Origin of the sequence: Capnocytophaga cynodegmi (genome assembly GCF_002302475.1) — a bacterium.
GTDB lineage: Bacteria > Bacteroidota > Bacteroidia > Flavobacteriales > Flavobacteriaceae > Capnocytophaga > Capnocytophaga cynodegmi.
Map to the genome: position 1 here is coordinate 1557892 of NZ_CP022378.1, position 25737 is coordinate 1583628.

41 protein-coding genes are annotated in these 25737 nt (G+C 32.3%); all 41 read right to left on the bottom strand.

From position 1 onward, the window contains the following. Positions 1 to 23 precede the first annotated feature (23 nt). Positions 24 to 1301, bottom strand: coding sequence for a hypothetical protein (locus CGC48_RS06890; RefSeq protein WP_157909882.1), 1278 nt, complete (start codon positions 1299 to 1301; stop codon positions 24 to 26). Between the two features lie 36 nt (positions 1302 to 1337). Next, positions 1338 to 1820, bottom strand: coding sequence for a HEAT repeat domain-containing protein (locus CGC48_RS06895; protein ID WP_098028991.1), 483 nt, complete (start codon positions 1818 to 1820; stop codon positions 1338 to 1340). Positions 1821 to 1903: 83 nt separating this feature from the next. Continuing rightward, a complete protein-coding gene (locus tag CGC48_RS06900) occupies positions 1904 to 2203 on the bottom strand; it encodes a hypothetical protein (RefSeq protein ID WP_098028992.1) in 300 nt (99 codons plus the stop codon). Between the two features lie 10 nt (positions 2204 to 2213). Next, positions 2214 to 2669 (bottom strand): SMI1/KNR4 family protein, encoded by a 456-nt coding sequence (locus CGC48_RS06905; RefSeq protein ID WP_098028993.1) that lies wholly within the window; start codon positions 2667 to 2669, stop codon positions 2214 to 2216. 220 nt (positions 2670 to 2889) lie between these two features. Then, positions 2890 to 3366: a hypothetical protein gene (locus CGC48_RS06910; RefSeq protein WP_098028994.1), complete on the bottom strand. Its 477-nt coding sequence runs from the start codon at positions 3364 to 3366 to the stop codon at positions 2890 to 2892. A 25-nt stretch (positions 3367 to 3391) separates the two neighbouring features. Further along, entirely contained in the window at positions 3392 to 4099 is a 708-nt protein-coding gene (locus tag CGC48_RS06915) for a hypothetical protein (protein ID WP_098028995.1), read from the bottom strand. 102 nt (positions 4100 to 4201) lie between these two features. Then, a complete protein-coding gene (locus tag CGC48_RS06920) occupies positions 4202 to 5002 on the bottom strand; it encodes a hypothetical protein (protein WP_098028996.1) in 801 nt (266 codons plus the stop codon). 4 nt (positions 5003 to 5006) lie between these two features. Next, positions 5007 to 5462, bottom strand: coding sequence for an SUKH-3 domain-containing protein (locus CGC48_RS06925; RefSeq protein ID WP_098028997.1), 456 nt, complete (start codon positions 5460 to 5462; stop codon positions 5007 to 5009). Between the two features lie 16 nt (positions 5463 to 5478). Beyond that, a complete protein-coding gene (locus tag CGC48_RS06930; RefSeq protein ID WP_098028998.1) occupies positions 5479 to 6186 on the bottom strand; it encodes an SMI1/KNR4 family protein in 708 nt (235 codons plus the stop codon). 22 nt (positions 6187 to 6208) lie between these two features. Next, positions 6209 to 6688: an SMI1/KNR4 family protein gene (locus CGC48_RS06935; protein ID WP_098028999.1), complete on the bottom strand. Its 480-nt coding sequence runs from the start codon at positions 6686 to 6688 to the stop codon at positions 6209 to 6211. 2 nt (positions 6689 to 6690) lie between these two features. Then, positions 6691 to 7191 (bottom strand): SMI1/KNR4 family protein, encoded by a 501-nt coding sequence (locus CGC48_RS06940; RefSeq protein ID WP_098029000.1) that lies wholly within the window; start codon positions 7189 to 7191, stop codon positions 6691 to 6693. 106 nt (positions 7192 to 7297) lie between these two features. Further along, the gene (locus CGC48_RS06945) at positions 7298 to 8182 is read right to left on the bottom strand and encodes an NTF2 fold immunity protein (RefSeq protein ID WP_098029001.1); all 885 of its coding nucleotides are present in this window, start codon (positions 8180 to 8182) and stop codon (positions 7298 to 7300) included. A 19-nt stretch (positions 8183 to 8201) separates the two neighbouring features. Beyond that, positions 8202 to 8675: a hypothetical protein gene (locus tag CGC48_RS06950; RefSeq protein ID WP_098029002.1), complete on the bottom strand. Its 474-nt coding sequence runs from the start codon at positions 8673 to 8675 to the stop codon at positions 8202 to 8204. Between the two features lie 41 nt (positions 8676 to 8716). Then, a complete protein-coding gene (locus CGC48_RS06955; RefSeq protein ID WP_198537130.1) occupies positions 8717 to 9817 on the bottom strand; it encodes a hypothetical protein in 1101 nt (366 codons plus the stop codon). 273 nt (positions 9818 to 10090) lie between these two features. Further along, positions 10091 to 10546, bottom strand: a complete 456-nt coding sequence (locus CGC48_RS06960; protein WP_098029003.1) for a hypothetical protein — start codon at positions 10544 to 10546, stop codon at positions 10091 to 10093. A 22-nt stretch (positions 10547 to 10568) separates the two neighbouring features. After that, on the bottom strand, positions 10569 to 10940 hold the full coding sequence (locus tag CGC48_RS06965; protein WP_098029004.1) for an NTF2 fold immunity protein: 372 nt from the start codon (positions 10938 to 10940) through the stop codon (positions 10569 to 10571). Between the two features lie 11 nt (positions 10941 to 10951). Further along, positions 10952 to 11614 (bottom strand): SMI1/KNR4 family protein, encoded by a 663-nt coding sequence (locus tag CGC48_RS06970; protein ID WP_157909883.1) that lies wholly within the window; start codon positions 11612 to 11614, stop codon positions 10952 to 10954. Between the two features lie 89 nt (positions 11615 to 11703). Further along, the gene (locus tag CGC48_RS06975) at positions 11704 to 12195 is read right to left on the bottom strand and encodes a hypothetical protein (RefSeq protein ID WP_098029006.1); all 492 of its coding nucleotides are present in this window, start codon (positions 12193 to 12195) and stop codon (positions 11704 to 11706) included. 123 nt (positions 12196 to 12318) lie between these two features. Then, positions 12319 to 13101 carry a hypothetical protein gene (locus CGC48_RS06980; RefSeq protein WP_098029007.1) on the bottom strand — a complete coding sequence of 261 codons (783 nt, stop codon included), beginning with the start codon at positions 13099 to 13101 and terminating at the stop codon, positions 12319 to 12321. Positions 13102 to 13151: 50 nt separating this feature from the next. Then, complete coding sequence (locus CGC48_RS06985) at positions 13152 to 13706, bottom strand: DUF4303 domain-containing protein (protein ID WP_098029008.1); 555 nt, start codon at positions 13704 to 13706, stop codon at positions 13152 to 13154. Between the two features lie 54 nt (positions 13707 to 13760). Then, complete coding sequence (locus CGC48_RS06990) at positions 13761 to 14303, bottom strand: hypothetical protein (protein ID WP_098029009.1); 543 nt, start codon at positions 14301 to 14303, stop codon at positions 13761 to 13763. Between the two features lie 4 nt (positions 14304 to 14307). After that, positions 14308 to 14481, bottom strand: a complete 174-nt coding sequence (locus tag CGC48_RS06995) for a hypothetical protein (RefSeq protein ID WP_232780470.1) — start codon at positions 14479 to 14481, stop codon at positions 14308 to 14310. A 68-nt stretch (positions 14482 to 14549) separates the two neighbouring features. After that, a complete protein-coding gene (locus tag CGC48_RS07000) occupies positions 14550 to 15218 on the bottom strand; it encodes a hypothetical protein (protein ID WP_098029011.1) in 669 nt (222 codons plus the stop codon). Between the two features lie 15 nt (positions 15219 to 15233). Continuing rightward, positions 15234 to 15611, bottom strand: coding sequence for a hypothetical protein (locus CGC48_RS07005; protein WP_098029012.1), 378 nt, complete (start codon positions 15609 to 15611; stop codon positions 15234 to 15236). Next, positions 15608 to 15886: a hypothetical protein gene (locus CGC48_RS07010; protein WP_098029013.1), complete on the bottom strand. Its 279-nt coding sequence runs from the start codon at positions 15884 to 15886 to the stop codon at positions 15608 to 15610. The genes CGC48_RS07005 and CGC48_RS07010 overlap by 4 nt, the downstream gene beginning before the upstream one ends. A gap of 8 nt (positions 15887 to 15894) precedes the next feature. Next, on the bottom strand, positions 15895 to 16698 hold the full coding sequence (locus CGC48_RS07015) for a hypothetical protein (protein ID WP_098029014.1): 804 nt from the start codon (positions 16696 to 16698) through the stop codon (positions 15895 to 15897). Between the two features lie 186 nt (positions 16699 to 16884). Continuing rightward, positions 16885 to 17481, bottom strand: a complete 597-nt coding sequence (locus CGC48_RS07020; protein WP_098029015.1) for a hypothetical protein — start codon at positions 17479 to 17481, stop codon at positions 16885 to 16887. A gap of 45 nt (positions 17482 to 17526) precedes the next feature. Continuing rightward, positions 17527 to 18516: a pentapeptide repeat-containing protein gene (locus CGC48_RS07025; RefSeq protein WP_098029016.1), complete on the bottom strand. Its 990-nt coding sequence runs from the start codon at positions 18514 to 18516 to the stop codon at positions 17527 to 17529. 18 nt (positions 18517 to 18534) lie between these two features. Continuing rightward, a complete protein-coding gene (locus CGC48_RS07030; RefSeq protein ID WP_098029017.1) occupies positions 18535 to 19233 on the bottom strand; it encodes a hypothetical protein in 699 nt (232 codons plus the stop codon). Positions 19234 to 19251: 18 nt separating this feature from the next. After that, on the bottom strand, positions 19252 to 19647 hold the full coding sequence (locus CGC48_RS07035; RefSeq protein ID WP_041993731.1) for a hypothetical protein: 396 nt from the start codon (positions 19645 to 19647) through the stop codon (positions 19252 to 19254). Between the two features lie 27 nt (positions 19648 to 19674). Continuing rightward, complete coding sequence (locus tag CGC48_RS07040) at positions 19675 to 20103, bottom strand: NTF2 fold immunity protein (protein ID WP_018278739.1); 429 nt, start codon at positions 20101 to 20103, stop codon at positions 19675 to 19677. A 13-nt stretch (positions 20104 to 20116) separates the two neighbouring features. Continuing rightward, on the bottom strand, positions 20117 to 20554 hold the full coding sequence (locus tag CGC48_RS07045; protein ID WP_098029019.1) for a hypothetical protein: 438 nt from the start codon (positions 20552 to 20554) through the stop codon (positions 20117 to 20119). Between the two features lie 5 nt (positions 20555 to 20559). Beyond that, the gene (locus tag CGC48_RS07050) at positions 20560 to 21006 is read right to left on the bottom strand and encodes an SMI1/KNR4 family protein (protein ID WP_098029020.1); all 447 of its coding nucleotides are present in this window, start codon (positions 21004 to 21006) and stop codon (positions 20560 to 20562) included. Between the two features lies 1 nt (position 21007). Further along, entirely contained in the window at positions 21008 to 21373 is a 366-nt protein-coding gene (locus CGC48_RS07055) for a hypothetical protein (RefSeq protein WP_098029021.1), read from the bottom strand. 1 nt (position 21374) lies between these two features. Further along, complete coding sequence (locus tag CGC48_RS07060) at positions 21375 to 21839, bottom strand: hypothetical protein (protein ID WP_098029022.1); 465 nt, start codon at positions 21837 to 21839, stop codon at positions 21375 to 21377. Positions 21840 to 21869: 30 nt separating this feature from the next. After that, positions 21870 to 22445: a hypothetical protein gene (locus tag CGC48_RS07065; RefSeq protein ID WP_098029023.1), complete on the bottom strand. Its 576-nt coding sequence runs from the start codon at positions 22443 to 22445 to the stop codon at positions 21870 to 21872. 8 nt (positions 22446 to 22453) lie between these two features. Next, on the bottom strand, positions 22454 to 23098 hold the full coding sequence (locus CGC48_RS07070) for a hypothetical protein (protein ID WP_098029024.1): 645 nt from the start codon (positions 23096 to 23098) through the stop codon (positions 22454 to 22456). Between the two features lie 16 nt (positions 23099 to 23114). Continuing rightward, a complete protein-coding gene (locus CGC48_RS07075) occupies positions 23115 to 23561 on the bottom strand; it encodes a hypothetical protein (protein ID WP_157909884.1) in 447 nt (148 codons plus the stop codon). A 19-nt stretch (positions 23562 to 23580) separates the two neighbouring features. Then, positions 23581 to 23967, bottom strand: a complete 387-nt coding sequence (locus tag CGC48_RS07080) for a hypothetical protein (RefSeq protein WP_098029026.1) — start codon at positions 23965 to 23967, stop codon at positions 23581 to 23583. 2 nt (positions 23968 to 23969) lie between these two features. Then, positions 23970 to 24872, bottom strand: coding sequence for a hypothetical protein (locus CGC48_RS07085; protein ID WP_098029027.1), 903 nt, complete (start codon positions 24870 to 24872; stop codon positions 23970 to 23972). A gap of 57 nt (positions 24873 to 24929) precedes the next feature. Then, positions 24930 to 25703 (bottom strand): hypothetical protein, encoded by a 774-nt coding sequence (locus CGC48_RS07090; protein WP_098029028.1) that lies wholly within the window; start codon positions 25701 to 25703, stop codon positions 24930 to 24932. Positions 25704 to 25737: the final 34 nt, after the last annotated feature.

Below are 25737 nucleotides of genomic sequence, written 5' to 3' on the forward strand. Positions count from 1 at the left end.
CTATGAAAGTTTTTGATTTTGTGTTATTTATTTTGTAGTTTTTTTATTGCATCTTGATTGACCAAGTTTGCTGGTAATTTTTTGTAAAAATTCAATTTTTGTTCGTCTGTCCATCGAGTGTTGTTATTGAGCATAATAGGAATGTTGTATTTGCTTACGGCTTCAGGTTTGTAGGCTATCCACTTTTCTATTATTGCTTCGGTGATGGGAACTTGCAAAAGGTTAAGAGCATCAATGTAGAGTGAAGCCCCCTTTTCTGCTTTTTCCCGTTTCAAGAAATATGTAGCTAATTTTTCTTTAATAAATTGATTTTCAAAATTTTTAGGAAGTAAAGCCTGTAATATTTGGTCATATGATTCATACGCAGCCGCCACTCCCGCACTCAGCGAGAAGTATGTTTGTAATGCAATTTTTTCAGGTACTATTTCGGTAAGTATTTCCAGCCATCGCTCGTCCAAATTCTCCTTAATTTCTCTGCTGAAATAGGTGCTTGTGTCGTTTCTCTCATCGTAATAGTTGCCCCATTGAGCTATGGCAGTGTGTTTTTCAGTTTTCTTGTTGAAATATAAAAGTGCCAGTGCATCAAGTATATATGTTTTTTCTTTCGAGAGAAGAAGAGGCGAATATTTTTCGAAAAGAACTTCTGCCTTTTCAGTAAAAAATGAAGCAACCATTTTTGCTGTGAGCCAATTTTCTCCGTATTTTTGGGTAAGTTCGTCTGCCAAAGTAATCAAACGCTGGTCTGGATTTCTGATGATGGAGAGTGAGAGGGTTTGAGGGAAAATTTTCTTTTTGGTTTCTTTGGTAAAGGTATAAAAATTAAAATGCTGATTAATAGATGATTTGAAATTGAAAGAAGCAAACTTATCGTTGTTTTCAGCCAAAAGTCGGTAGATATTTCGCATTTTTTCACTTGCTTTACCCAATATTAAGGAAAGAAATCTTTGAAAATCCTCGAAATTATCAACTGATAAGCAATAACTTTTTTCATTTTGAAATAATTTGGTGAAAAACGTGTGAATTTCCTCTGCCACTAAGTCCGAAACCATATCCGAAGTGCCGTGTAATAAGATTTTTTCGCCTTTACTTTTGGATTTGAGTAGTTTTTTGAAGATTGGTAAAGCCTCTGCTACATCAAATCTTGTCAGTCCTTGCAAAGCATATTCCTTGTTGTAACCTTTTTCATTTTCTGCAAGATGCAGTAACACAGGAATGTTTTTCGCATCATTTGCTAAGTTTTTTATAAAATCTAATTTCTCGCCACCTTTTAGTTTCGCGATTTTGTTTAATGTTTCTTGCATATTTCCTTTTTTATTCAAATTTTTATCTTCACTCTTTTACATTTCGCTTAAAATTTGTTTGGCATAGGGCTTCATATATTTATCTGAAAGTAAAATAGTTAAAATTTCTTTTTTAGCGTCACTGGGTAATTTTTCAATAGCAGATAAGGCGTTGTGTCGCAAATTTTCGTCTTCATCGCTATCACAAACAATTGATTTTGCTAATATTACAAGTGGTTGATAATCAGTAAAGTTTTTTAAAGCCATTACCGCATAATTTTTTACCAAATAATCTTCTTCATTAGTAATGATATGCTCCAAACTTTGGGCGATTTTGTCTTTCTTTTGGTATGGAATTTCATAAAGACCAATGATTTTCAGTGCTTCAATTCGTGCTAAATCATATTCTGATTCGTTTGCGATAATTGCGTTGAAAAAATCCCATTTTTCATCAGTTTCTTCGTATTCAACTTCTCTAATAAAATCATATTTTTGGTCATCTTTTAAAGCATTTAGCTTTTCTAAAAAAGTATTTGTCATAATAGTTTCTTTTTTTTTAATTAAGATCGAAAGTCTTCGACATAATTTTTTTTTAATATATTTTACTAAAGTCTTTCTAAAAATTATTCTTGATAATCAATAATTTGAATTGATATATTTTGCGAGTACAGATAGTTTTCCAGCTCTTCCAGATATTGCCAAACATCAGCTGTACTCCACTGGCAAATATAAATACCATCACTTTCGATTATGAGACTGACATTGGGAAGCTTTCCGTGATTGTCAGAATGCCGAAAATCCCAAAATAATTGTTCTTTTACCCAATATTTTCGCTCAAAATAGTCATTTTTTGATAAAATTTGTTCTATTTCAGAGATTTGTTGGGGTGTTAGTTTTACTCGTATTTTGTATTCAAATCCCATTTCTTGAAGTCTATTCTTGTTCCACTATCTCGGATTTGGACAATAATTCATCAAAGCAATCAGCAATTTTTCCCACGCTGCCTTCGTCTAACCAATATTCCCAAACAGACATATTGTCTTGAATATCAAAATATAAACGAATGCCATCACTGCTGTCAGCGAACAAAAATCCATTGGCTACTCGCTCTCTCGGAAGTGTTTCTGAGCTATCGTTTCGTTTAACTAATTCGGGTTTGGTTTGTTTGTGGGTATTATCTTGTGTCCATTGATGCAAATATTGCCATTTTTGCAGACCACTTTTCGTATCTATTGAACTAGAAAGGCGATTAATATTTCTGATATCTATTTCTTTTCCTTCGTATTCTAATACGCAAAATGATTCAAACTCGCTTATCAATTTTTTGTAAGATTCTGGTAATGTTATGTTTAATTTGTTTTCAATTTCTTTTAAAAAATGTGTGTTCATATTTTTTCTCTTTTTCTTTAAAATTATTTATTCTTTTTCATAACTAAGTGGTAGAGCCAATTCTTCAAATATTTGTTTGGCTTTTTCCGAAATAAATATGCCCAATCTGTTCCCATTTTTTCGTGTAAAATTAAATGTAGTTTTACACCATAAATATTCATAATATTATTGAAACTTTTTATTTTTACGGACTTTTCAAAACCTAAATTTTCGGTAAAGTTTAAAAATCTTCATTTTCAAATTTATTTCCAATTGGTTCTAAGCTAATCATTTGTAAAAAATCACAGAAATTGTCAGCATATTTTTCGCAATGATAAAGGATAATCTCATTTTCCCAGTCCGAATCATCACTGAAATGCCAAATTGAGCCATTGTGCAGATTGATAAAAACATTACCTTCATAAGTACCCGCTATCGTAAAGCAGGTTTTCACTTCATCAACAGAAATCGGCTCTTTTGGGTGTAAGGGTTTTACCTTTTTAAACGCATAATCGCCTTTACTAATCCATTCATACCAATAAGAGTTTTTATCATAACTATTTGACAATAAGCCTCTCTTGGTGTAAAGATTGATTTTCTTGTTATTGTGATATGTATTATTAAAATAGTACATCTGAAAATTTTCTTTTAAATTGATTTTTTCAATAAATTCCAAATAGTCTTCTGGAATAGTTCTACCTAAGTGTTTTGTAATCATATTTTTAGTTTTTTGAATTTCAAATTTATCGTTTTTTCATTTTTGGTCGGAAAGAAGTTTTTTTGTCAAAACCTTTATTTTCAATTTTTTGTTCGTTAGGAACTTCTGGAGACTTTTCGGTTTGAGATTTTAAATCGGACAAAAACTGCACGATGTTTTGCCACATAAAATCAGCATCGATATAAATCCCAGCCTGAGCCAAAAACGGATTGGAATCTAATAATATAGACGAGTCGTGCCAGAGTCTTCTAAGTAGCAACAACGGTTTTTGTGAAAAATCTTCCCATTGCAATTTATTTCCTTTACCCGTTAGAATGTTTTGCACAACATAGATGTTTTTGGCTCTGCTTTGGTGAAATTGCTCATATAGTGAATAATTATTTTTGGTATATAGATACGAAGTGATGGTAATGCTTTTGCCGTTTTTGAGTTTGAAATCATCACTCCCTAAAAAATAATCAGAATATGCATCCAAGTCCGTCACATTTTCCAAGTCAAAATGCGTGTAAATGTGGTTTTTAGTTGAAAAAATATGCACCAACTCATTGCCTACATACAGCACGGAATGTAAAGCATCAGTATCAGTTGGTTCTTTAAAAATGTTATTATTTACAAGCAGTCCATTTTTAATGAGTAAAACAGGGTCACGGCGGTCGAAGATAAGCGTCTCATCTATTCCGTATTCGGCAACTTTCCAATCGTAAAAATCTTTGAATTGACTGATAATTTTCATTTTTCTGTTGTGAAATGTTATGAGACAAAAATAGCCCAATTTTTTTCAGAAATAAGAAATTGGGCGTCTACAAAGTGTCTACAAAATATAAAAAAACATTTTTTATTTTACGATTTCCAAAGAATAGATTTTCCCATTTTTAATATCAAAAGCCATTGTTTTTGTTTCTGCTTTGATAGCTCCGTTTTTCGTTTTTATCACAAAACCTGTACGAACTGCAAAATAATTTTTATTATTGGTGAGTTGTTTTTGCCACAGATATTTAGTTTCGGTATTTTCTTGGATTATTTTCTGAAAGAATGTTTTTATTTTCTCAATTCCGATATGTTCTTCTCCTTTGTCGGAAACAATTTCTCCTTTTTCGTCGAAAAGATTGCATAAATCATCTAAAATTATAGGATTTTGAACGAGAATTTCCAATTTTTCGAAAAAATAAGCTACTAAATCGTGTAGTTTTTGTATTGTGTTGGGGTGGTATTTTGGGTGAAAAACAATCAATTTTCCATTGGGATATTCGCCTTTCCAGCCACAAGGAAACGCACCTTTTTTGTATGCTTTGAAGATCATATTCCAAATAGGATTGTTTTGCCTGTGCTTGATATTCAGATAACAATTGAGCAAATCGTATTCTACTTCGTCATAATAGGCTTCATAACCAGCTTTTTGTAATTTTTGTAGAATGTCTTTTTGTACGTATCTCCATTGCGTTTCTTCGTCCTGATTTCGTGGAAAATCCCAATCCAAGTCGTTTTTTTCTCGTAAATCAAGCCAAACTTGCTCAACATCATCATTGTACAGATAAATTTCGGCTTTTTGTTGGTCGGTTAAAATTTCCCAATCATCGTTTTCAATCGGGTCAAATTCAAATAACTTGTTGTTTATCAAATTAATAATTGATTTCATATTTTTAAATTCGTTTTCTTTCTAAGGGTGTATTTTGTAAAATATTTTGGAGTGCCACAAACGGATTTTCGCCATACAAAATAAGTTCATCTCCTTCAATATGAAAGGCATAAACTGCTCCACTTTCATCGGAAAACAAATCGTACCAACCTGACCTCATTGTTCCGAGTGGAAGTATTTGTTTTTCAAGCAGTTTTTCTGCGTATTCCGTTTGGCTCTTTGGAAAATATTTCATCAAGTGCTCTAAATTAAATTCGGTAATATGTCCTTTGTGTGAAATTTGCTGACCGTTGAAATAGCAGAAAAATAGCACAACTTCTCTTGGAACAGACTTATAACCTGCATTTTGATAAAGACTGATGATTCGTTGTTCTCGTTCAGAAAAGATTTCTTTTGGAATTTTTCTTTCGATTTCAACTCCAATTTTGAAAAGTAGATTTTGTAAGGATTGCGAAAACATATCAGATATTTTTTACTTATTTGATTGAGGCATATTGTTGTAAAAATTTGATGATTTCGTTTGCTTTTGAGGAGAAAAGTTTCTGAAATTTCATTCGGATTTCGCCTGTATCCAAATTGAAATACACCCAACCGCCAATATTTTGCAAAACGCACTTAGGTTGGTAATTTTCTTCTCCGAAAATCATATCAATTGTATAGTTTTTTTTGAATTTTTTATAGAGAATGTTTATTTTTTCGAGTGTTAAGTCCGAAAATTCTCCTTCAATTTGGAAAAATCGCCAATCATTCTGATAAAAAGAGTCAAAATAGAGTTTTTTAAGATGATACTCATTTTTGTACCAATTAATTATTTCCCAAAGACTAACAAACGATTTGGGATATTCGGAATGACGAGGTAGGAGCAAGTAGGGCGAATCCTCATCGTTAAGAGCAAGGATTATATCGCCATCAATGGTTTTGGCGATCATCACGCTATGGAGAGCCTTTTGTTGTAATGTTTCGTTCCATTCCCAAAGGTCTAAATATTGAGCAAAATTGTTCTTTATAAAATTTTCATCAGGTATCTCAAAAAGTAATAATTCATTGAGATTTCCGTAACCGTAATCTGCTAAAAATATTTTGTAATCTTCTGGTAAAGAATATTTAGCCAAATTTTCTACATTGCAAATTTCAGCTTCACTCACTGAATTTGCTTTCCCAATGTAATAGATGTTGTTTTTCATATGCAAGATTTAATGAATGGAATTATTTTAAATTTTCTAATAAATCCGTAAAATTTTTAGCTAAAATGCCTGATTTTTCGTCAATTTCACCAGAATTATGGTCGAAATAATATATTTTTCCGTCATTTTTCATCAAAAAATAGTTTCCTGAAGGGTCTGTTGCTATAGGTAAGCCTTTTGAAGCAAACTCCTCCAACAAATCTACAATGGAATTATATTTATAATCTGATTTTAGAGATAAAAAATGGTCAATAACCTTGCTTTTTATTCGTGATTTAGAAGGAATTCCACCGTTCTGCTTCAAGAGAAAATCAAAATAATCTTTTGGAAGATTAAAATTTATTTTTTCTTCTAATTTACATATCATTTCAGTAGAAATTTCTGCGGTTTGATGGGCATTTATGAGGTTTCGCGTTGTTCTTTTGTCCAATTTCAGGTTGAAACGTTTCATATATTCCAACTTTTCAGGACTCAATCCGTATTTTTCAAATTTTATTTTCATTTTTATCTAAAAGAAGTTTTCAGGATTACTAATTCTTGTATTAAATCTTTTAACCAATCGTTAAAGTTCATAAAATCAGTGTCTTCTTCCCAGTATTCGGGTGGAATGTCAGCATAAAAAACACCAAAATTATTTTCTTGTTTTTCAATCAAAAATCCCATTGGATGTCCGTTATCTGAACCAATGATTAGAAATGAAGGGAATAAATTTACGCCAGTTCCTTCAAATACTTGTCTTGACCAATCAAATATTTCATCAGGAGGTAAAAAATCAATTCCTAAACCATATTCCGTTTCAAAAAGCGTACACGCTCCCACAGAAAGCAGAAATTCTTTGTAATCAGCTGGAAATTTGATGTTATGCTTCTCTTCAAATCGAATAATTTCTTCTTCACTAACAAGTCGTTTTAGCTTAAAACAATATTCATCATTTCCATACGGAATCATTGCTCCCTTACTTTTCAAAATTAATTGGTTGATTTTCTGTAACAATTCTGAATTCATAAAATGGTTTTTTATTTGTTTGCAAGATTACACGTTCCCTTATTAAAAACCTAAAAGTGTGCGTCTACAATGTGTCTACAAATGAGACTTATTTTAGATATTTTTCTTATAGACTTTGTTTCTCCCAATTACCTCGTTTACGCTGACAATCATCTATTTGCCAAGAATTATCTTTTTGTTTTATCATCAAAAATCGGTCTTGGAAAATATCGGCGTTGGTGTGAATATAGATTCGGTTTTTGGAAATGATTTCAATATCAACAATTTGGTGTTGTCCATAAGAACCTCCTTTCGTTGTAGACCAATGATATCGGTCGTTGTTGTGATGTTTTTGGGTTGCGTATTTTTGGTAAAGTTGCTTCACTTTAGATGTTATTTCGTTTTCGTCTCCTTTGTTAAAATTAATGTCGGCAAATCGCTCCCATTCTGCCATCGCTTTGAAAAATGCTAACAAATGATTTTTAGCTATTTCTATTTCTGTTTCACTCAGTGTCGCAGAGGTTTTCTTTTTGGCAAAATTTCTTTGCGTTTGTTTGAAAAATTCCATTTGTTCAGCAGAAAATTGGGTGTGGGAAACGGGTTTGAGCTTTTTATTGTCCGCCACCGCCAAAAGTCCTTCAAAAGTTATCTTTGTACCATCAATTCTCAAGGTAGTAAGTTTCGGGATTTTAGTTATGATTTTCAGGGTGTTGTCGTCTACTTTGGTTTTTTCGATACCGATACAATCAAGTTTTGGGTGATTTTCAAAATGAATAAAACCTTCGCCTGTGATTTTCGTTTCACCCAACCAAAGCAACTCAAGTTTAGGTAATGTTGCCAGATACTCAAGGGCTTTGTCTGTAATATTTGTACCTTCCAAACCTACATTGACGAGTGATTTGCATCTACAGATTTCCTGTACATCATCATCCGTTATTGGTTTGTATGTCAATGAAATGCCTTTATTTTTGCTTTTGCCAATTTCTATGGCTTCGGGGTGTAAATTACTCATATTCTCTGTGTTTATTTTTTTAATTCAATATTTTTTCTAAAACTTCCCACTCATATTCAGCATCGTGCAAAGCCAAAGCGTATTGATTTGGAATAAAAACTTCAAAATCAGGATATTCTTCAAACCAAGTGTCCAAATATTTGCAAAGTGTAGATAATGAAACCTTCACAAAAAAATATATATCATTTTCTGAAAGAGTAATCCAAACAAAATCATTTGGTAGGGATTTTATTTTTTCAATAAAAAAGATTTGTGCTTTTTTGTGTTGTGAATGATACAAATCCTTATCTATCAGTCCGTTGTTGTGAAAAGAAAATGACTTCACAGCTTTATTTTCATGGTTCCAAATACCTGAATTTCTGAACTCAGTGAAGAATTTTTCTCCTTTTTCATCTTTTGAATTTATGATTTCTTCAATATTCAAAAAACAAAATCTTTCCAAAAGTTTCTTTTCAGCATTTTTTATTCTCAATTGTTCCAATTTTTCAGACATTTTGTTCAATTTTAGTTTGAAATTACAATGGAATATCTTTTTTATTTCAGAATTTTCTTAAATTCATTCATTTTTTCAGGATTGATTGTTTTAAAGTTCTTTTTGAAGTCCGATTGGTCGAAATATCCTGCTACGATTACAAAATCATCTGTTTTGTTCAAATTAAATTCTTGTAAATCTTGTTTTAGAGCCTTGGCACATTCCACCATAACTTTCGTCGCCGTGCTGTATTTTTCGTTGAGCTCGGTTTGCTGATTGAACAAATCAAACAAATTTGCTGTTTCGTCATCTGTATCAATTTCCACCCAGTGTGAGTAGTCCGCTACATTCCAAATGATTTCGCTATGAGATTCATCTTCAGTCCACTGCTCTCTATCTGATTGAGTCCCAAAACCAATTTGTGGTGGGATTATATTCTGACTAAAATAACTCAGGTTGATACAATAGAGTTTTTCCGAAGGAGCGTGATTTTTAATATTTTGTTTTAATAAAGCGAGTAATTTTTCTTGTACTAATTCAGTTAATTTCTTGTAGGATAATCCTTTTTGTGGTTTTTGATACCAAATGTAATCACCTTCTTTAATGGTTTTCAACTGCCCAATTTCATCATAATCATAACTCATTGTACGATTGAAATTTTCACCATAATTATCCACGCCTTGCCATTCTTTGCGGATAAGTTTATCATTTTTGTAGATAAAATGCTCTATCCAGTAGCCATTTTCTTCAAAAAAAGAATGGATTTCGGTTAATTGGTTGTTTTCGTACAGAAGTTTTTTAATGTTTATGAGTTCTTTGTCATTTCCGTAATCAAAATGATAACTCAAAATCTCATTTTGGCTTCTGAAATAGAAAGTTTCATAGAAATTATCTTTGAAACTGGTCATTCCCCTCGCTACAATTATTTCATCAGCGGCATTTACGCCATATTGTACAGCATATTGCCTATTTTTGGTAGGTTCTTCCTTTAATATTTTACCTTTCGAAAACCGATTTTGCTCAAACCAAAACGGATTTAACGAAAAAAAATCATTACTCGTCCAAAACCAGCGAACTACCTGACTTTCAATATTTGCTTTTAAGGTTTGATAATCATTTTGAGCTTTGTTAAAAAGCTGTTTTAATTCTTCAATGTGTTTCATATTTTTCAAAAAATGATTTTACTTAATTTTTTATTATGACGCATATCTATTATACGACGTGAGCTTATCCAATACACGACTGCTAAAAACAATGGCGTGAGTAAAATAGGTAGCCAATGAAATCCTAAAAAGTAATACAAGCTACACAAAATCAGTTTTTTTAATTTTTGTACTATTGATTATTTCTTAGTAAGATAGTTACTTTTATTGAAATCAAACTTTTAGTTATTTGTAAAAGTAGCTAAATTCTTTTTTGTCCGTTTCCGTGTATTTTTAATTGTCTTTTGTATTGCCTAAATAATTAAAATACGTATTTTCAAACAAAACAAAATGGGTTTCATCTGTTTGATTTAGATTTACTTCTATTTTTTGCTGAGCAATAGGTTCTTCTCCATTCCAGTAGAGAAAGCTATCAACTTTAAATCCTTCATCTACAAGATTTTTTATGATTTTGAAAAGAAGCTGTGTGTTGAGAATATTTTCGTCGTTATCTTTTTCCTCTAGCCAGTCTTGTAGCTCACAAAATCCGATGTCTTGTGCTAAATTTTGTTCAAAAATTCGCAAGTGACAACTGCAACTATTCGGTGCCATTGTAGCCATTTCATAACAATACGGATACTTCAAATTTACTTTTGATGGGTTTTGCATTTTCTCAAAAAATAAATTATCACTATTGTACAAAGCCAAATCTTTAGGGAAATCTGTACTGATTATTAATATATAACACATATTTTTATGGATTAAAAGATATTTATCTGCTATGTGATAGTTTTAAGATTTTTGCATCTTTTTTGCGAATAATGATTTCAAAAGTGCCTCCTCGAATTCCCATAGGAAGCGTTCCATTTACAACAAAATACTGCTCGAAATCGTGTATTTCATAGGGCTTTTGGTCTTCAATTACCGATTTTGGGTAATGCTTAAAAAGTATTGGCTCGATAACTTCCAGTAGTATTTTTTCGTCGGAAATGATTTGGAATTCATCTCGGGAAAGCAAATTATGTGTTTTGTTTTCTGTCAAAACTTCTTTCAGAACACTTTCGGCATATTCTTTACCCAAAAATAAGCGTTCATTGGCTATTCTTGCGAGTTCTTTTTTATGTTTGTTCGCGTTTTTTTTCATTTTGTTGCCAATTAAGGATTGATAAATTCACTATCTTCCAATTTATACTTCGGATTGTTGCCAAATTCCAAAATTGGGTAATAGGCTTGTAAATATTTCATTTTGTCTTGCGGATAAGATTTGAGATGAATTTGCCTGTCGAGCCAATTTTCATAAAATGTGATAATATCCACATTCAGAGCGTAATATCCCGTAAGATTGATACACCCACAATCTACCCAAATTTCTCCTTTTCTTTCTCCATTAACGACCAAACGAAAGAAATCTCCACAGCCATATTCACAAATGGGAATAGTTCCGTTGAGGTTGTTGGTACTGCTGTATTTGTTTACCAGATTAGCAAAATTGGCATCTGTTTCCATTCGCTCTTCAAAATCATCATAAGCTGTATTTTCTCCAAAATTGATAACATCTTCAAACTCAAAATCATCAATGTAAGGAAATGGTTCGCTCAGTGTGATTTGCCATTCTTCATTCATTTTCAAAGCGTTTTGTAGGGAATAAAAGCCGTAGTAGGGAGCTTTTTGATGCAGTTGATGTGACCGACTATCATTCTGAATTTCAGTTAGGAAGTTAACGTAACTTTCAGGTAGTTTTAGCCGTAATTTTGCTTCAATTTCACGAATTTCAGCCAATGAAATCGTACTATTGGGGGTAATACTTAATGATGTCATTTTTTGCAAAACTCGCTTGATTTGGTCGTTATTTTTCGTTGCATTTCTCATTTTAGAGTCTAAAATTGATTTGTTATCAAAATAGAATTTTACTTTTCCCGAAAACTTTTTAGCAGAGGTTTTATGTACTCTAAGGCTTGTTCCTTATCCATTGCATTACTGGTACGAGCTGTATGTTTTAAGGTGATATTCACGAAATTATGAGGTGTTTGCATCATAAAAAAGTATCCCTCGAAGTACGAAGGCCAAATGATACTTCTGTCCTTTCCACCGCCAGAAAAAGCCAAGTAAGGATATCCATTATCATTTTGTACGGGTGTTTCCATTGGGTTGAAAGTCATAAAAGATGAATTACGATAAGCTCTTTTACTATCGGCTTGAAACTCTTCATATTGTTTTTTCCTGACTTGGTTTGGTTTGGAAAAAGTTTCGATTTCAATTCTGTATTTTCCGTTATCAAAAAAGTTGAGGTCTGGTGCCTTTTTGTATAAACTAAATTTGTTACTTAATTGAAAATCAAATTTTTTGTTGTAAGTCTCAAAGGAAATTAATTGCTCTTGCGAACAATTGACTAAGCTCATTGTTAAGGTACATAGCACAAAACAACGAGTAAAAATTTTTAAGTATTTTGTCATTTTAATTTAAAATTATGGACTTTTTTTAGGATTCAAATTGCTGAAAAACAATCTTAAGTGAAATTTTCGTTACGAATAATCAAAAGTGAAAAGTACAATGCGGCTCACAGGTTCATACAGCATAATGATAGCATCAGCTCCGTGCGAATATGTATAGCCTGATACTGAAGCAATTTGATAAAATGAATTGCCATTGTGTGTGATAGAAACATTCCAATTTTCATCTTCTGTCAGAACAAAAGCCGAAGGAATGGATTCACTATCCACCCAATTACCTCCCTGAATATCACCACCTAAGCTATCCAAGTAACGTCCGCCATAATAAGGAATAAAATCTTCTTCGCCAAAGTAACCTTTTTCCTGAAAGTCTTTTTTGTTTTGCTGATAAGTTGTTACAGCTTCTTCGAAGTTTTTGAGAGCTTCCTCGTAAGTTTCTTGTTTTCGTTGCTCAAATAAAGCGGGGTTGTTTTTGAAATAACTCATTTCCCAGTCTTGAGTCATTATTTCCTTAAGTTGGTTGCGGTACATTGTGCTTCGCAGAAAATATCCTTCCTCTCCTAAAAATTCATATTTATTGTCATCTGTTAGGCGAAAAGCTACCCAATTAGCTCCAATGAATTCATTATGAAAGTCTTTGGTGTATTCGCCGATATAACCTTCATAGGGTTCGATGGGGTTAATCATATGCAGAATTGTATCTTTCCATTCAGGGTTTATCTCTGCTAAATTGATAGAAATCAGCGGTAAAAAATGGTCTTTTAGCCAAGGTTGTTTTTCTACAAAAATGTTTTCCGCTTCATGAAAAGGTTTTAAATTTTCGTTTAACTCGTTGATGTTTTCTATTAAATTCATTTGTTTATGATGTTAATTTATTGATGAAAAGCAATTTTTTTATTAAAGAGCTATTTTATGATATTTTCAAATCCTTTTTTGTCGTTTAAGGCTTCTGCGGAACGATACAATAGAGAACCTTCGCTATTTTCGTCATAATCATCACTATAAAAGGCAAAAAGTAGTAGTCCGTTTTCATTTCTGTTGCCAAAAACGCCCTCTTCATCGCATTTTTTAAGAGCATCAATGATACATTGTTCAAAATCTGCTCGGATTTGGTTGTATCTGTCGTAATCGTCCAAGCCTTCTATAAGTGAATACGCGGTGTCGTACAATTCTTCACTTATAGAAGTAAAATCTCCTTCATAAAGTTCACAAACTCCTGACCAAATGGCATCTAACAATCCGTTATATTCGGGGTCATAATCATCTGTTTTTTTCCAAGTTTCTATATCTTGTTGTGTAATTCCAGCGTTATTGGCTGCGAAAAAATCATCAACCAAAAAGAAATAATACGCTACAAGGTCTTTACCTTCTTTATCAGTTTGATTTTTAATAAATTGGAAAGAATGGCGGATTTCTGCCTCAGCCAAAGCCTGAATTTTTTGTTTTTGTTCTGGAATCATAATGTTGATATTTAAGTTTTTATGAAATTTGATGTTATTTTACATATTTCTATCTTATTTGATATTTATATATAATTTATGCTTTTCGATAAGATTTTTTAGTTTTTCCGAAATAAACCAATCTGTGTAACTATTTTTATCACGAGCGATGTAAAATTCGGGCAAATTTTCGTTATAAACGATGTTTCCGAAATAGTCCAAAGTTAGTTCTCCGTCTATTTCTTCGGTGTCTGATTTTTCATAGTCGATAAGCTCCAAATATCGGTTTATTTTTCCTACAAAAAATTGTTTTTTGATAGTTTTTGCTTCAATTTCAATGGGATAAAAAGTAATTTCATTGCCCAATGTACCGGCTAAAGTCTCCACAAAACGCTCCGAAAATATGGGTAAACTTACAAAACCTATCAGAAAATCGACTTTCTCTAAATCACTATCCTTTACGCCTGTATCAGCTTTGCCAGTAAGGCTCATATATTGCAGAAACTTGCCGTCGCCATCAGGAGCAACGAAATAATTAAACATTCTGTCCTCAGAGGCTTTCACTGTAACATAAATGCACTCGGCTCGTAATTTGGGGGATAATTGATATATTTTCATATTTTTACAATATTATGGGTTTGTAATTCAGTACTTTATCAGCTATTTCTTCGGCTGAAAGTTCTGACCAATAAATATAATCAGAAATGTCTGGGTCAAGAACGCCTTTTTCTAATTCTTCTAAAATAGCGTCTTCCTCTGTTTCAGAGAGATTCTCCGTTCTTATTTTTTGTATCAAACTAATGATTTCTTCTTATTAAGTGTCATAATTTGTTTTATTTTTCCACTTCCAGATTTTTTCTCTTACTATGATTTCATAGTATCCCAAAATTTTTGTGGTAATGCCAAATATTTGATTTTGTGTGTTTTTTGTAATTTGTGCAAAGCGGAAATATCTCCCAATTTTTTAGCATAAGCAATTTCAAATTTTTCCAGTTTTTTCATATTTTCAATGCCTGACAGATTTTCAACAGACGGATGAACAAGCAAGAAATCTTTTAAATTTATCAAATCCGAAAACTCGCTCAAATCTTTGCCTTTGTATGACCAAATGTACAAACGAGTGAGTTTTGTAGCCTTGCCAATTCCCAAAATATTTGGCGAATAATCAAAACACAAATCTATTAAATTGAGGATTTTGGAAATATCAATTTGTAGTTTTTTACTCGGTTTTTTGATGTTTAAAATGCTTAATTTTTCCAAGGAATAGAGTGTTTCGATATTCAAAACTGCATCAATTTTAAAATTATCTTCAATGTTAAGTTCAGGTAAATCAGGATAATTTTGCAAAGGCAAAAAATCCAAAATCACTTTATCACTTGTGGTTTCAAATTTCCCAAAAAGTCCCACGAAATCAGCAGTAATTCTGATTCCGCAATTTTTTAATTTTGCATATTTTATCCCTGAAACTAAATGTTCAGGCAATACTTCTACGCAGTCAATACTTTCGTTGTAATGATATGTTATTTTGTTCATTTTCAATTTTTTTAGTTAAATCCAATCTTCAAAAGCAATCATTTTATCAAAAGTAAAAAAATCTTGCAATTTGTAAAGTAACTCGCTTTTTTGAAGTTGAATGATGATTTGAGTCAGTCCGTTTGGGTGCCCCTTGTCTGTTTTGTTGTCTTCTGAAATCCAAATAGTTACTCTTAAATCTTGACTATCAATATAAATGAAATCAAAAGCGGGAGAATATGTAGCTTTTTGTGTGCCATCATCGTACCAAAGTCGTAACTCATTATGATCATATATTTTATAAATTTCCAACAAATCGCAATTTTGCTCCAATGGGAATACATCTTGGGTAAATTGCAAAGAAGTGTATTTTTCCGACTTTATGTCATTACAAATCAGCGTATAATTGCTCATATTTTTAAGACTAAGTTTTTTATTTGGATTGATTTATCTTCTTTTATATCAATTTCAAAATGCACTTGCGAACTTTTTATTATAAAATCTTCAATATTTTGTATTTCAATTGTTTGTAAATTAAAATCAGTTTGAAGAAACTCCATACATTCATCAAGATTTTTAAAATTAATATGCGTCATATAATCGGGCAGATGATTTTGCCAAGTTTTCCAATCGTGTATTTGTTTAGAAATCAGTAGTTTTCCGTCTTTGGTGTAAATTAAATCTACCATTTTATTTTTTAGTTGATTATATCCGCAATCATATCATAAATATATTGTGTTTTTCCGCCGTAATGTCTTGGTTCTTCGGTGATTTTATCATACATATCTTCCAAGTTGTGAGCAGGGGACAAAACCCAAAGCTCATAGGGAGAGAACTTTACGTGTCCTATTTTCTTAAAATGAGGCAAAATTTCGCCCAAATCCTTGTGATTGAACCAACAATCGGTTTTTAGAGTGAAGACTTGATTGTTTTTACCACAGGCAATTTTGCTGTTGAGAAAATCGTCCATCGTTGGTAATGAGTCTTTTAAAAATTGCGTACACGCCAAATGGTATTCGAGTTTTCGGGGTGTTTGGTAAACTTCTGATATAAAACAAATTCCGTATCCTTGCGGAAGTTCAATTGCCAAAACGTCACCTACTTCAAAATGAGGTTCTTTTTTCTTGGTAAGTTTAGGTTGTTTGATGGGTTTTGGGTTTTCACTCTGGATTTGCTCTACCAATTTATCTAAGGCTTTTTGTCGTTGTTTTTGAGCCTTTATATCAATTTTAAGCCACTCTTTATTCGCTCCATTTTTGATGATAGCCAAAGTTTTTTGCTGGATATCATCAGGTAAATGTCCGATTCTCCAAAGTGAGTACGCAAGAGCTGTCCAATAAATTTCGGTGTGAAGTGCATCAGTGCAGAAATTTTCCTCCTCGTTCAACCAGTCTTGAATGATTTTTGCAACTTCTTCGTGGTTTTTGTAGCGTTCTGTAATGTCGTTGTAAATATCGTATGCACTATCGCTATCGATGATTTTAATTCCGTCTATTGCCATAACTTTCTTGTATTGTTTTTAGCGTGAGTATCTTACGCTCTTTTTTATAAAACTTTTGAAATAAAAATCAAAGATATTCTATTTCAACTAAAAGTAGAAAAAATAGCGTCTACAAAGCGTCTACAATAGTAAAAAAAATGTTTTTTGAGGATTTAATTCAGCATATTTTTAATTTTTATGAGGAAATTATGAAAAACTCTCAACTGCTAATATTTGTGGTTTCCCTTTTTTATATGGAACAACATTAGGAAAAGAATGAGTTTTTGCAATACTCCAAAATTCCCCTGTTTCTACATATTTGAGGAGTTCAGCTTTGAGTTTTTCGGAATTTCCAATCATTCCAGAAGAATTGTACTGGTAAATTTCATTTATGTGTTTGTCCTCATCTAAATATTCTATCAATACTTCATAGTTAATCCCTCGTAGGCTTTTTAATTGCATTAAAGCTACACCTTCTGGAAGCGTTTTCTCTTGTCTTAAACCTTCCATCATATAATGAAATGGATTGTGAAAAATGCGGTTACACGCTCGCTTGTTGGGTTTTACTAAAGTTTCTTTTCGTACAAAAAAGTCTTTTAACTTGTTCGAAGCCAATACATAGGTGCAGAGAAGAGAAACGGAGTTCAAATCCAGAGAGAGTAGCTTTTTTTCATTAGGTTTGGTGAAGAAAATATCAAAAAAATCAAAAAAATTATTTTCTCTATGTTGAACGACGCTATAAATTTCATCTGAAATTTTTATGGTGTAAACCTGATTGTCTTCCAATCGAATTCGTTTTAGCATTGTTTTTGTATTGATTTTTAATAATTTATATAATGTTCTGTATTTTTAGTTTTGTTTATCACAAATTCTTGTATTGGTATTTTTGGCAGCTTCGCAAATAAGTTCGTAATACAACTTATTGAATTCAGGCGATTTATAGCGATTATCCTCCTTGTGAAAACAACGATAGGGAATTTGCTCGTGCGGTTTGCAAAAAAGTGGAATGTAATTTAGCATTTCCTCGGTTAAAGTTCCTGCCTTTTGTTTTATAAGTTTCTGTAATTCAGAATAAAATTCTTCGGTGAGTTTTAATATACAATTATTGGGCGAAGGTTTTACCAAATCCAAATGAATGTAAGTTGTGAAATTACACGAAACCAAATCTGCTTTTGAAAAATCAATGTTTAACATTCGATTATCCAAATCTGCAACAGTTTTGGGGCGTTTATTATTCACTAATTCCTTAAAATGGTCGTTTTTTACACCAGCAAACGAGCAGTCGTACAATCTACCTTCAAAGATACAATTTTGCAAAGGCGATTGCCAAAAATTAATTTTTACCATTTCGCCTGTAAATCGGCAATTTTCTATCATTTTATCAATCGAAAAAGTGAAACGAGATGATTTTTTGATGTTTTCAAAATTACAACGATTGATGCTATGACAATAAAAATGTACGTCTTTATATTTACAATCAGTAAAACTGCAATTTTCCATTAGATAATCCTTTGCACCGAACCAAGTTTCGAATGAACTTTGGTCAAATACGACATTTTTAATACTTGCAGGTGAGTTTTTATCAGTACTCCACAACACTACGCCTCGCCAAACCGACCCCGAAAAATCAGCATTACAAAGTGACAAATCCTCAATGTGAATTACCTCATAGGCAGGTACTTCTTTTGGATTCCCGAAGTAAATTCCTCTAAAATCAAGCAATCCTTCCTCTGTTCGCCCGAAAGGAGATTGCGTAAAGTCTTTAGTTAGTTCTCGTACTTGGCTCAACTCTTCTGAATAGATTTGCCAACGCGTTTTTAGTTTTTTAGGTATTGCCATTTTTTAGGTTTTTAAAGTTTAAATATCTGTTAATGTAATGCTATTTCCGAAATTTACTTTCCATTTTTTATTTTGACGATAACCAATTTGCAAAGTTAGTATATTACCTTTGAACGAAAAATCCGTCACCATTGAAGGTACTAATATTCCTGCTGCAATGCTTCCTTTTAGCGACACAGGCACGAGTATTGCTTTTTGTTTGGGTGCTTTTATTTTCATCATAAACTGCATATAATCAGTGAGGTTTGTGATGATTTTATTGCCATCGTATTGCATTATGAGTTGAAATTTAGTCTCGTTATGTGTGATGTTTTTGGTTACCACCCACTGCCCTTGAAGATTGGTTTCCAGTACTTTTTGAAAATTCAGTTCGATGTTTTCTGCTGTCCAGTCGTGCATTGGAGCGATGTCTATCAGACTTTGTTTTACCGCCAAAATGGCTTCTTTGGGAAAATCTTTATCGGGTGTATTTTTGAGTTTTTCCACATCTACCCAGATTTTTATGCCCCATTCAAAACGTTTCCCGTTTTCATCTTTATTGTCAGTCAGAAACAAATTCAACGGACGAATCACTTTTGAAATGCTATTCTTACAGAAAAAGTCCGCAAAATATATCACTGAATACATTTTATCACAAAATGCTTTCTCTTGTTGGCTAAAAGCATCTGTATCATATACATACACATTGCCAATACGGATAGAAGTCATTGATTTCATTTTTAGTTATTTAAATTTCTATGTCAATATATCAAATTCATCAAAATTCTCGCCATCAGATGAAGAAGCCATCCAAGTAAAATCCTCCAAAATCCCCTTGTAGAAGAATAACATAAAATCATCGCCTACAAAAGAAATTTCATCTAAAACCAATTGATTTTCAAATGAATGTAAATCTAACCTAGCTTTGTCTTCTCCTCTAATTTTATTATTATAGGTATCTAGACATTCTTTGGCAAGGTATTTTTTGGCTTTCCCGTCCATTTCGTTTAATCTAGGAATCAATGAATTAGTAAGTTTCAAAGTGTTTTCCAGCGGTTCGCCATCGGGTTCTAAAACCAACGTTAAAGGGTTTTCATTAAATAAGATAGTAGCCTGATTGTTTTTTAAATCGTTGCTTGTGATTGTTTTCATTGTTTTTCTTTTAAAACTTTAATTTCATTAAAAAATCACGCTATGCCACTTGTCTTCAGATTTGCTTTTTTCTTTGGCGGTATCTATTTTCCATACATCATCTACTTTTTTGAGTTTGTAAATACGCTCTCCTTTTAGTCCTGCGTAAATTCTTTCGGTGATCATCACAGCAGATTTACCTTTTATCTCAACAGAAATAATGGTCTCTTTATCAGAGTCGTATTCGGGTGGAAATCTGACCGAAATTCCAGCATTGAGCATTCCGTATTTTCGTTCTTTTTGGGTGAGATGAGTCTCATAAATTTCTCGCACGATTTGTATTTGTTTTTCTTGCCAATCGGGATTGCTAAAAATTTCATCATCTTGTTCGGTTTCATTATTGGCAACTACCTCCCACGCATTCATTTTTTGCATAAAAGTGATAAATTGCTGTTTGATTTGTTCTGTCTCGTTCATATTTTTTTCAGTTTTAAAACAAATGTGGATTTCTAAATTGTTCACTTTCTTTTCCTTCTTCGCTCATTTCAAATTCGCCTACATAGTACAAATTTGGATAAGAAAAAGAAGTTTCTTTATTGATTTTTAGGTCTTTTTTGTAAATGATGATATAAGAATTTGGCAAAATATCTTTCTCTTTGCAAAATTTTTCTATTGTGGGTAGGTCTTCTTGTTTGACAACAGAATCAAAAAATAACTCCGACAAAGGAAACTCATATCGAAAATCAGGATTTAATACCTCTACGCCGTAATTGCCTATTTCTCCGTCAAATACATAATCTTCGATGCCTAATTCTTTGAAAAGCAAAGGAATCGTATGGGTTTCGCCAAGAGCGTATTGGTCGTAATCTTTTGTTTTTCCTTCTTCTATACGGGCGACAAACAAGTGATAATAATAGGTTTTTTGCATAATTTTTATTCTTTTGAGTGATACGAGTACGGCTCATCTTTAAACAAGACGAAAAAATTTTCGAGATTATCGGCAATAATTCGCCAACGCAAGTCTCTGTCGTCCCAAAAAATGATTCTCGGCTCGTTTTCGTTTTCACTAAAATCCATACAAAACTGACAACCAGCTCCGTCCATTCCGAAAGTCAGAATTTTAGAGAAATCCGTAATGTAGCCCAAATCGTATTCGTTTACTTTTTCTTCATCTGCATATTCTTCGGCTTCTTCTGGTGGAAAATGCTCGGGCAACTCTCGGCTTTCTTCAAGAATTTCTTCCTCAGTTTCATACAAAATATTTAACTCAGTATCCAGCTCAAAGCCGTATTGGTCTGTTTGTGCTGAATGTTTATTATTTTGATTTTTCGAGATTAGTTCAAAATAATTGTAAGGAATTTTTAAATTTTTCTTATTCATTTTATTTCTGTTTTTCGTGATTAAATTCTTCTAAAAACTTGTAATATAGTTCGATAGCTTTTTGATGTTGTTCTTTTGAAATGTCATAGGCTAAAAAATCTTCCCAAATGATGTTTTTAGGGTCAAAACCTGTTGTGTAGGCCAAAATCATATTGGAGAAACCTGCAGTGGATTCACAGAACCTGAGTTTTTGAGCGACAAAATCGTCGAAGCCATCAAGTGGATTATCTTCTATATTATTTATGAAAAGAGCTGAAAAATAACCAGATAAAAAGTTTTTTAAGTTGGGTAACGTAGGAGGATAGAAGTACATATCAGGTCGTATTTTCATCACTTGTAATAGCTCGTATAAATTTCTTGGTTGCATATCAAAAGAATTTAAGTTTTCTGTCAGGATTTTTAAAATAGTGAGGATAAGCCAACTTTTTGCTTATTAATGCATTGTTGTCCATTTCAAATTCGCCAAAATAATACAGATTAGGAAACGAAAGGAAAACTTCTGTTGGGATTTGTAAACCTTTGCGATACAATATGATATACGAATTTGGTGAAATACTTTTTTGCTCACAAAGAGCCTCCACTATTGGCAAATCTTCTTTTTTCAAAAGCGTAAATTTTAACAATTCAGATAACGGAAATTCATACCTGAAATCAGGATTTAATACTTCCAACCCGTAGTTATCTGTTATTTTTGGTGTGTAATCTTTGATGTTTAGTTCTTTGAAAAATAATGGGCTATTTGTTTCTTTGTCAAAGATATAGCTATGATACGCTTCAAATTCACTTTCTTTTATCTGAGTCAAAAACAAATGGAAATAATAGGTTTGCTTCATTGTTTTTCTGATTAAAATTTGATATAATCTTTAGGAGCGTAATACTCTTAATTCGTTGGTAATGATAGTATTCATCTTATTGTCAATATTAGGATTTCGCTCTGTGATGGCATTGGCTATTTTTACACGAATGGCTTCTGTAACCAACGCCATCTGCATTGATTTTTTATAATCGCCGTGATAATTGGGAATCTCTCTTTGTAATCCTTTTATGAATTTTAAGGATAAAATTTTGGGTAGATAGTTGTCATAAAGTATTTGAGATTCATTGAATTGTGTTTTTAAATTGGCGATTTCTAAAAAGCGATTTTCAATGGCTTGTTTTTGCTCGGAACCGGCATCTGGCAACTCATAACAAAGGCAAAGCATCATTTCGGTATCTTGCCACTCAGGAAAATTCTCCCTAAAAGGTACGGCTATCAATTTATCAAAAAAGAACTGTACCAAATCGTACTTTTCTTCGGTAAAAAAGCACTCCAAAAGCCCACGAAGATACATTCCATCTCTACCGATTTTAAATTTTTGAATTTTTTTGAGCTTTTCAAAAAATCTCTTTTGCATTCCATCTTGGCAATGCATTTCTAATTGATTGATAAGTGTTTGCATCTATTTTTTTAAATAAACTTTAAATTATTCTCTACCAGATATATGTTTTCATTTATCACTTTTTTAGCATTTTCCGAAATCCAAAGATTGGGCTTAAAGAGAGTTTCTTCCCGCTGGATTTTGGCTTTTTTGCAGATTTTTTTGATGGATTTTACTATATCTTTATAAATTGGTGTAATGATTTCATTTTCAGTAGAAATTCCATCAATGCTTTTAGGGCGTACCAATCTCAAACCAATCATACCTTCGGTGTTGGCATATATCATAGATATTTTATCGTTGAAGAAATTTAATTCCGCAGGAGAAAGTCCAATGAAAGGTTTTTTATTTGATACTCGTTTGAAATCAATATTTCCGTCTGATTTTGAGTTAATTTTTTCAAATTTTATGTTGCGGTAATTATCAGTTATCGAAATATACATAGGTAGGTAAGTGTCTGTAAATTCGGGATTAACGAGTTTTCTTTTACCTACAATTATCTTTTCCCAAAAGTTTTGATAAGCCAAAAAAATGCTTTCTTTGGAATCGTACTGATAATCCAACGCCACGCGACAATTTGTTTTCATAAAGTAGAAATCTCCACTACTGAAAATCAGCTCAAATTCATCGGGAGTGATGATAAAATAGAATTTATCCCAAGTGATTCCGTTCATAACAATTACAAGATTTTTATTTCAATTCCCAAGTTTGCTGCATTTTGGCTTGTTTTATGAGTTGTTCAAAGTTTTTTGCTGTTTGACATATGTATAAATCGTAATAAATCTCCCAAACGCTGTGGTCTTCAGGGTGAAAGAACACCACACCACCATCTACCGAACCAAAACAAAAAGCCTTGCGAATTTGTTCTAAACTAATGCCTTCAGTTTCGCCTTCTAAAGGTTTATAATCAAGTTCTGCTTCACTGAGATATTGATATTTCATCAGGCTTTTTGCGTTGTCAGGGTCATTTTTGCGAGTGAGCATATCGTAGGCATAAATGGTGTAATCCTGGCGTGGAGTACTACTCTGCTTTGCTGTTTTGCGTCTTCCATAACGAACGCTTATCATTTGATTTTTCTGTGTAGTTGTCATAAAATCCCTGTATGATTGTGGGACATTTTCATTTTCTAAATTCATTGCTTTATTTTTTATGTTGTTATTCATCAAGATTCGTGTAAAAAGGAGACTTAGCGTTTGCCATAAAAGAAATTAATTTCTGAGGCATCGCAAGCCACGAAATGCCATCTTCTTGCTGTTTGGTATGCCAAACTACCTCTCCCTGAGGATATTCCCACATTGTTACATCAGTTTCAAGACAGAAGGGAGGAATCCACAAAAGTTTTACCTCGCCATCTCCAGCCCAACCTGCCTCCAAAAACAATTCTTTCACCACTGAAACATAGCTTTCTGCATCTTCCAAAAATTCAGATGGAGAGACCAAAAAATGCAGATTATCAATGTATTCATAACTTTCAATTCTGAAATTTCTAACTTCTTCTGGCGGATAGTTTATTACTTTATTTTTAGGAATTGTATAAGCCATTGTTATTTTTCTAAATATTTTTGAATGTTCAGTTTATCTGTTTTATCTGTGTTTATTTCGTACATTTCACCCGTGTTATAAATGACCCAACTATCGAAAAAAGGTGTTGATTTACCCCAACTTTGCACGTTTGTATGTGTCAATTCACCTGTTGATATATCAATACGATTTCCGAGAGAATCATTAAAAATAATCTGATTATCAAGAATAAAAAAGTTTGGGGCGTAATAGAATTTTTCCCAATCCAATTTTTTGGTTTTCCATAGAATTTCACCTTTTGTATTGAATTTTATTCCAAAAAATTCACCGTCAATGGCAAAAAATTCGTCATTACCCAATGCTTCTACCCGATGAATGAGCTTTTTTGCTCCTAAATGAATTGTTTTTTCTTCCAAAGTATTTAAATCCAATACAATAACTTCATCTTTTTTGCGAGAATTTGGATAAACAAAAACATCATTATAGAAATTTTTTGAGCAATAGGTCAGACAAGCATTCCCTTGCATAAAATGCATAATTTCATTCTTTTGCGTGTCAAAAAGAAATAATTTGTCATTGCTTTTACCTTTTATACCAGCACGAACTACCAATAAATTCGGAACGGAAGTAAACCACGCTTCATAACCAAAAAATACATTAGTTTCAAAAAGCAATTCTTTGGTTTTTAGGTTGAAAATCTTGGTCTTGCGTTTTCTTTTTTCGTAGGTTCTGTCAATGGTTAGAACTTTTGTTCCGCAAGGGGAAATATCAAAAATCTCACTTTCGTCGGGTTCGGTTGCATATACGAATTTTTCATCAGTATTAAAATCAATCAGAAAGGTTCCGATTTGTTTCCCCTCTCCATTTATACAATTAAAAAATGCTGTTCTGTTGGCATTATGTACACCACAATTAAAATAAATCATATTGTTTTTCTTTTAAAAAGTTTTATTTATAGTTATTAACGTTAATATTTTTTCTTTTTATAATCCGATGATGTGAAAATGCTTGTCTTTAATTGCTAAAAATACCCCATTTTCAATACCTTTTATCATAGAAAAATCTATTTTTCCGAGTTTTTCCAGCTTTTTGGTGTATAAATTATAACGAAATAAGGTGTTTTTATGTTCATAAGGAGCAAAAAACACTATTGTTTCCTTATCAGAGACCATTGCGGAGGCTCCTGCTAAAATTTCTGGCATTTTTGTACGCTCTATTTGAAAGTTTTTTAGATTCAATTGGGTAAGTTCAAACTCCGTATAGGCAAAAAAGAAAATCGAATGCTTCCCTAATTTGCAAAGAGCGTAACAATCACAAATATACTCATATCCCAAACTCGAATTAACCCCAAAAAGTTGTTTTCCTTCCAAATTAAAGACTGCCAAACCTTCCGTACTGGGAGGATTGCCGAAAACACCTTCATCAAAATAGCTGACAATTATTTTTCCTTCGCTAAAAGTAATATTTTCGATGGCATCGCCCACGTAAAAAGACTTTTGCAAAACTCCATCAGTGCTAAAAATGAAAGCGTTGACACTTCCTGAACGCCTATCAGCAAGTAAAAACGAATTATTATCAAGCATTTGTACCAACGGAAATTTTATTTTAATCTCTTCTTTTAAAGGAATAGTTATTCCGTTAATATTTACGCTGTTTTTTCCGTCGAAAGCGATGTAATTTCCGTAAATATCTACATCAATAGCAGGAAAATCCTCAATATTAACGCCCAAATTAACCACTGAATTAAATATATTCATAAGAATATCACTAAAATTAAACTTTTTCTCGTTT